General features: G+C 28.5%; 9 protein-coding genes. 8 read left to right on the plus strand and 1 reads right to left on the minus strand.

Features of this window, described 5'->3' with window-relative positions:
- Nucleotides 1–142 precede the first annotated feature (142 nt).
- The gene (gene rsgA, locus CD129_RS10205; protein ID WP_115337244.1) at nucleotides 143–1192 is read left to right on the plus strand and encodes a ribosome small subunit-dependent GTPase A; all 1050 of its coding nucleotides are present in this window, start codon (nucleotides 143–145) and stop codon (nucleotides 1190–1192) included.
- Between the two features lie 34 nt (nucleotides 1193–1226).
- Here rsgA and CD129_RS13240 read toward each other — a convergent pair whose 3' ends face one another.
- Entirely contained in the window at nucleotides 1227–1403 is a 177-nt protein-coding gene (locus CD129_RS13240) for a hypothetical protein (protein WP_170167693.1), read from the minus strand.
- 166 nt (nucleotides 1404–1569) lie between these two features.
- On the opposite strand from CD129_RS13240, the gene CD129_RS10210 reads away from it, so the two are divergent.
- The 7 genes from CD129_RS10210 to CD129_RS10240 all read left to right on the plus strand — a co-directional run bounded on the left by CD129_RS10210 (nucleotide 1570) and on the right by CD129_RS10240 (nucleotide 7294).
- Nucleotides 1570–2853: an aminotransferase class I/II-fold pyridoxal phosphate-dependent enzyme gene (locus CD129_RS10210; RefSeq protein WP_115337245.1), complete on the plus strand. Its 1284-nt coding sequence runs from the start codon at nucleotides 1570–1572 to the stop codon at nucleotides 2851–2853.
- A gap of 252 nt (nucleotides 2854–3105) precedes the next feature.
- Nucleotides 3106–3483: a PSM export ABC transporter transcriptional regulator PmtR gene (gene pmtR / locus CD129_RS10215; protein ID WP_078358546.1), complete on the plus strand. Its 378-nt coding sequence runs from the start codon at nucleotides 3106–3108 to the stop codon at nucleotides 3481–3483.
- Complete coding sequence (pmtA, locus tag CD129_RS10220; protein ID WP_107509888.1) at nucleotides 3467–4360, plus strand: phenol-soluble modulin export ABC transporter ATP-binding protein PmtA; 894 nt, start codon at nucleotides 3467–3469, stop codon at nucleotides 4358–4360. Before pmtR ends, pmtA begins: the two co-directional genes overlap by 17 nt.
- Entirely contained in the window at nucleotides 4361–5017 is a 657-nt protein-coding gene (locus tag CD129_RS10225) for an ABC-2 transporter permease (protein ID WP_115337246.1), read from the plus strand. It begins immediately after the preceding gene.
- A complete protein-coding gene (gene pmtB / locus CD129_RS10230) occupies nucleotides 5014–5679 on the plus strand; it encodes a phenol-soluble modulin export ABC transporter permease subunit PmtB (RefSeq protein WP_115337247.1) in 666 nt (221 codons plus the stop codon). The genes CD129_RS10225 and pmtB overlap by 4 nt, the downstream gene beginning before the upstream one ends.
- A gap of 17 nt (nucleotides 5680–5696) precedes the next feature.
- Nucleotides 5697–6566, plus strand: a complete 870-nt coding sequence (gene pmtC, locus CD129_RS10235; RefSeq protein WP_115337248.1) for a phenol-soluble modulin export ABC transporter ATP-binding protein PmtC — start codon at nucleotides 5697–5699, stop codon at nucleotides 6564–6566.
- Entirely contained in the window at nucleotides 6566–7294 is a 729-nt protein-coding gene (locus tag CD129_RS10240; protein WP_115337249.1) for an ABC transporter permease subunit, read from the plus strand. The genes pmtC and CD129_RS10240 overlap by 1 nt, the downstream gene beginning before the upstream one ends.
- Nucleotides 7295–7403: the final 109 nt, after the last annotated feature.

Genomic DNA, 7403 nt, shown 5'->3' on the forward strand with positions numbered 1-7403 from the left:
GCTGATAATAAAGTATTCCCTTACAATAATGTTAATAAAGTTGAAAGGATGATGTTTTATGATGGTATTAAATAACTTGTTTCAAGATAACTTAAGAATGGGTGGCCATAATTCCTAATATATAAATTATAAGGGGAATTAAATGAATTTATACCAACTAGGCATCAAAAAAGAACAGCTAGATTTTTTCGAAGAATACTTTACAAGTGACTTTCAACTTGGAAGAATATCACTTGTTGCTCAAAATCATTTTAGAATTTTAACAACAAAAGGTGAATGTAAAGGAGAAATTACACAAAAATTAGTTCAAAATAATTCTATTCCTGCAATAGGAGATTGGGTAATAGTTAACGAATTAGCTGATTTTCAATTAATTATTGATATATTACCGAGAATTAGTGAATTAAAACGTCAATCAAAAAAACATGAATCACTAAATCAATATATTGCGACAAATTTAGATGAAGTATTTGTCGTAATGGGTTTGGACAACGATTTCAATTTAAATCGATTAGAAAGATATATAATTCAAATAAATGAGAGTAAAGCTAACCCAGTCATTATATTGAATAAAATGGATACAATAGAGGATTATAAAGATAAGGTAAAGCTTGTAGAAGATAGAGTGAAAGATATACCAATTATCGTAACAAGTGTAACTAAAGGTATCAATTTAGAACAAATAAAAAATAGATTTCATGAAGGTATGACGGCTACTTTAGTCGGTTCTTCTGGAGTGGGTAAATCCAGTATTGCTAATTACTTGATAGGCAATGATACATTAAAAGTAAATTCAACGAGAGATGCAGACAGTAAAGGTCGTCATACAACTACTCATAGAGGATTATATTTCATTGAACCTAATGGGATTATAATAGATACGCCGGGTATGAGAAGTCTTTCGATATCAGCTGATAAAGAAGTTATTGAGAATAGTTTTGAAGATATTATGGATTTAGCAAAATATTGTAAATTCAAAGATTGTTCTCATGATAATGAACCAGAATGTAGAGTTCAAGAAGCTATAAAAAGTGGTGAATTAGATCAAAGTAGATACGACAATTATTTAAAGCTACTCAGAGAAGTAGCGTTTAATGAATCTAAGGTATCAAAGAAAGCAGCTTCAGAGAAGAAACAAGAATGGAAAAGTATTACAAAATCTAATCGCAAACGAAATAAAGTGAAATATTAAAATAACAGGCTGAGACATTTAATTGTCCAGCCTGTTATTTCTTTTTATTGCTCTTTTTACGATCACTACTTCTACTAATGAAGGCAGCAACTAAAAATAAAATGGATGCTAATGTAAATTGAATACCAGATTGTCCGCTAATTTCAAAACCTAATCCAATAATTAATGAGACAATCGCTAATCCTAATAGAGCTTTTGTAATTGTAGACATAAAATTGACTCCTTTTCTTAATTTATATTATATCAATTTTTATATTGTAATCCAAAAGGATAAGTACTTTTAAAAATAAATTATGAAATTTAGTAAACATGCTTTTAATTTTTATAATTCTCGTCTAGTATAGAGGTATCATAACAATGAAAGAGGATGACTTTCTATGAACCCACTAGCTTTAGAATTGAACGAACAATTGAAAAAGGAAGATCCAGTATTATTAGATATGCTTTCTGATTTAGGTAAATCAATTTATTATCCAAAAGGTATATTATCACAATCTGGTGAAGCAAAAGGCACTAAATATAATGCTACGATTGGTATGGCTACAACTGACGAAGGTATCATGTACGCAGATGCTTTATATAATCAGTTTGGTGATCAAGATCCAAGTGATATTTTCCCTTATTCTCCACCACAGGGTGATGAGAGATTACGTACACTTTGGGAAAAGAAAATTTTAAAAGATAATCCTGATTTAAGTTCTAATGACATTTCTAAGCCAATAGTCACTAATGCATTAACACATGGTTTATCATTAGCTGGTGATTTATTTGTAAATGCTCAAGATACAATTTTGTTAGCAGAACATAACTGGGGTAACTATAAACTAGCATTTGGTGTAAGACATAGTGCTAATATTGAAACTTATCAAGCTTTTGAGGAAGATGGAAGCTTTACATTAGAATATTTCAAAAATGCTCTTGAGAATTATAATAAAGAAAAAGTAGTATTAGTATTAAATTTCCCTAATAATCCAACAGGTTATACGCCAGTGGTTAAAGAAGTTGAGGAAATGGTAGCATCAATTAAAAAATTAGCAGATAAAGGCACACAAGTTATTACATTAGTAGATGATGCCTATTATGGCTTGTTCTTTGAGGATGTATATAAACAATCTGTGTTTACAGCTTTAACACAGTTAGACCATGAAAATGTTATGCCAGTCAAAATAGATGGTGCAACAAAAGAGTATTTCGCTTGGGGATTCCGAGTAGGGTTCCTAACTTTTGGCAGCAAGAACGAGAAAGTTAAAGATGTATTAGTAGCAAAATTAAAAGGATTAATTAGAAGTAATTTATCTAGTTGTTCTTTACCTAGCCAAACAGCAATTATTCATGCAATGGAAGATCCTTCATTCCAATCACAAATTGATCAAAACATTAATATTTTGAAAGAAAGATATGAAGTAACTAAAGAAGTTGCATATCGTGATGCATATAAAGAATTGTGGACACCGTATGCATTTAATTCAGGCTACTTTATGGCTGTTAAAGTAAAAGATGTAGACCCAGAAGAATTAAGATTACATCTCATTAATAACTATAGTATTGGTATTATTGCTTTAAACAAAACAGACATTAGAATTGCATTTAGTTGTATCGAAAAATCAGATATTGAACATGTATTTGAATCAATCGCTAACGCAATTCACGACTTAAAATAATAAATTCAAAGTAGTCCGGATACAAAAGTTCTGGAAAATTAATAAGAGCAAAAATTCAATGTTAACATTGAATTTTTGCTCTTATTTTTTCTGACTTGTGAGAATAAAGGTATTCTGTGACTAAGTGGTATCAGTAAAAGCAATTCTAGGTAAAATTGCTGATAAGTGTGGCCACAAAAGATGGTTTGTTGACAACTATGTATATAGTGTATATACTGTTTATACACACTTTGAAATGTCGGGAGGTTTCATATGAAGATTCTTTTACAGAATAGTAGCAATCAACCAATATACGAACAAATTAAAGAACAAATTAAAGCTCATATCCTTCAAGGTAATCTAGAACCTGGTGAATCATTACCTTCTATGAGAGAGTTAGCAAGTGATTTAGGTGTAAGTTTAATCACGACTAAACGTGCTTATGTTGATTTGGAGCAAGAACAATTTGTTACAACCATAAGAGGAAAAGGTACTTTCGTTAAATCACAAGACCCATCCATTATGAAAGAAAAGCAGTTTATTGTTATTGAAGATTTAGCTAAAGAATTAACAAAGCAAGCTAAATTAATAGGGATGGATGTTAAAGAAATAAATGAAATTATTACTTTGATATATGAGGAAGGTGAATAAAGTGGCTAATGCAATAGAAGTTAATCAATTAAATTATAAAGTTGAAAATCTTCAACTAAAAAATATTAGTTTTGAAGTAAAAAAAGGTTATGTTACAGGTTTTATTGGAGCTAATGGATCAGGTAAAACAACTATCATCCGCATAATAATGGGCTTGTTAAAAGAACAAAGCGGAGATTTAAAGTTATTAGGTGAGTATTTAACAGCTAACCCAGTTGAAATTAAAAACAAAATTGGGTTTGTATATTCTGAACTTTACATGTATGAGAATTGGAACATAAAAACAATAGAATCTGTTGTAAGCAAATACTATAAAAATTGGGACCACGATATGTTTCAAAAATATATGAACCAATTTCAACTTCCATATAAGCAAAAGATAAAACAATTTTCTACAGGTATGAAGATGAAACTTTCATTAGCAATCGCTTTAAGTCATCATGCTGAGCTTTATATATTAGATGAACCAACAGCAGGACTTGATCCTGTTGTGAGGAATGAAGTACTAGAAATTTTACAAAAAGAATTAATTGATGAAGATAAAACAATTTTCTTTTCAACTCATATAATTTCAGATTTAGAAAAAATAGCCGACTACATTGTGTACTTAAAAGATGGCTCAATCGTTATTAATGAAAGTGTTGATGAACTTATAGAAGGTTATAAAATTATTAAAGGTGATTCTGCTATACTCGATGATGAATTAAGAGAACTGTTAATAAGTATTAAAGAAACTCACACTGGGTTTTCTGGATTAACAAACCAAAGCTCCGTATTTGTAGAGTTATTTGGAAACGACATCGTTGTTGAAACACCATCTATTGAAGATATCATGGTAAGAATTGAAAAGGATAAATTCAATAAGGAAGTGGTTTAAATGAAAGCAATATTTTATCGGAATTTTCAATATGAAAAGGGCTATTACTTATTATATTTATTGTGCTTTATTTTGACTTTCTTTTCTGAATTTACATTTTCAGTTAATGGAAATGGACTGTTTAATTTCGTTCCTATTTATTTTATAGCAGTTGTTTCGGTTCACTGTATTAATAATGCAATATTCTTGAATAAACAAAGTAGTCAAATATTTTATAATAGTTTACCCATTTCCAAAATAGATATCGTAAAAGCACATTATTTATATAATTTATTATTGACGACTATTTCATTTGTTATGGTAACCATTATTGCAATATATAAACAAGACACGATATTTATACAAGGAGCAATATTTATTGTAGCCACAAATTTATTTACATTAAGTATTGTGTATCCTACAATTGCACAAGTTAATCACAATCAGTTTGGAGCTTGGATATTGGTTGGAATGTATGTGGTTTTTACAATGTTTTATTTTGGAATTTATTCAAACCGTTCTTATCCATTTGCTGATGTACTTGGATGGAAAATATACTTGTATTTCCTGCCAACTATATTATTAATTATCGCTATGACAACTTGGATAATACAGTTCAACAAGGCTATCCATAAAGCTAAAAATGACAAAATAAATATTTATGGAGGTATAAAATGAAAGCAATATTATATAGAAACTTAGTTTTATTAAAGCCATATTTATTTATATTGTTAGGCATTACATTGATGTCACCATTGTTGATTGTTATTCCAATACAGAATTTCTTTAAAATTGCTATTTTAGGTGTATTAGTCATAACAATCCATATTGTGTTCTTAGTTTGGTCATATTATCTCTATTTAAGAATTAGTGAAAATTATTCTGAGCTTACATTTTTAAGCTTACCAGTAAAGCAATCAACAGTAATTAATGCTCATTATTTCACAGCAATAATATTGATTCTATTAACACTAGTTACGTTAGCAATATTATCAGCAACAGCTTTATTATTTAAAGGATCTGGAATGGAAGTCACAATTGACTTTACAAGTGTGTTCATGAATATATCTGCTAATTTGTTAACGGTTAGTTTGATATTACCATTGGCTGAATATAAAAGATTGCTGAAAATCCCACTTATATTTTGGATTATTATAGTGGGTGCTATTATCCCAAACATGATTCAATATATAGATAATTTGATTGGCGTGTTCTATATCCATACAGAAGTATTTTCTCAATATGATATGGAAATATATTTAGGCTGTTCAATTATATTATTTGTTATAACTTATTTCTTAGCTATTAATAAAGCACGTAAAAATACTATTACAATTTAAAGAAGAGGTGAGTAGTTGTGAAATTAACTCAAATACAGAAACATTACGGAAAACAACATGTCCTAAAAAATATAGATTTTGAATTTGGTGAAAGCCAAATTGTAGGTTTAATCGGAAAAAATGGTGTTGGTAAAACAACATTAATGAAAATTATGAATGAAAATATTGTTAAATATGATGGTACTTTTAGTAAAGAAAGCAATACTAAAGTCGGCTATTTAATAGAAAATCCTAAATTATATTTGAACAAAACTGGCTATTATAACTTAAACTTTTTTAGAAATGTTTTGGGTACACAAGTTGATGATCAATATATCAATCAATTAATAGAATCATTTGGTATAAAACCATATATCAATAAAAAAGTTAAAAAGTATTCTATGGGAATGAAACAGAAGTTATCAATAGCAGTTGCTTTAATGAACAAACCACAATACTTAATTTTAGATGAGCCTACAAATGGAATGGATCCAGATGGTTCTATCGATGTATTGAAGACGTTAGAAAGAGTTAGTAAAGAATTGAATATTAAAATTTTAATTTCTAGTCATAAATTAGAAGATATAGAGCTAATATGTGACAGAACAGTGTTTATGAAAGATGGCGCGATTGTTGAAGATTACAATATGAAAGATCAATCAACGTATGTAACGAAGTTTACTTTTGTACAAGAAGTTTATAATGAAGCACTTAACATACTTACTATGAAGTACAAAGTAGTAGCAAGCAATAAGCAAGAATCAATAATCTCTGTTGAAGCATTACAAGATTATCAAGGCGTATTAAAAGAGCTTGGCAATAAAAATATTTATCCGAAATTTATCGAAAATAATAAAACAACGTTGAGAGATCAATACTTTAATATTAATAAAGGAGTTGAAGCATAATGAATATTGGACAACATGTAAAATATGACTTAACAAGAATTTTCAAGAGTCCTTTAGGATATTTAGGATTTTTACTATCAATTATACCTGCAGTAGGTGTTATTATTTCAGTTAAAACTTTAGATGCACCTTTCAATGCACAAGTTGTTTTATCAATGTTCATTATGTTTGGTGGACTTGTTGCACTTATGTTTGCTATTAGAACGATTGTACGTGATATGCAATTCGGTACAATACAGTTATTTTTAAATTCGAAAACTAATCGAATTAAGTATTTATATGCTAAATTACTATCTGTAGTTGGTGTAGTCATTATATTTGCTGTTTTTGGTACACTATTTACATTGTTATCATCGACAATGATAGATGCAGGGAAGTTAAGTTTCACTGATTATCTAAAAATGTTAGGCGTATTAATGTTAATCATTGTTTTCTATGTCACATTATTAAATATATTAAATTTATTAACAGGTAAATCTGCCATTGTTTATACGGCTGCAATACTTTGTATGATTTTATTACCTAATATATTTGAGGCATTCATATTTATACCAAAAATTGGCGAAGATTTAGCAAACATGATGAAATATAATCCTTTAGACTTTTTACCTAAAATATTAAATCAAGGTATGATATCAATGAAGGTATATCAAATTTGGATTTCAATTGCATGTATAGTTATTTTCACAGCAATTAATCACTACATTATAAGAAATAAGAATATATAATGGTTTATCCCTCATTTCTATGTTAAATTTAACTTATTAGATATATGAATGAGGGATATTTTTGGGTAAAAAATTTATAAAACATTATATCATAATAGGTGTATTGTGT

The sequence above is a fragment of the Mammaliicoccus fleurettii genome (genome assembly GCF_003970575.1).
Classification (GTDB): Bacteria; Bacillota; Bacilli; order Staphylococcales; family Staphylococcaceae; genus Mammaliicoccus; species Mammaliicoccus fleurettii.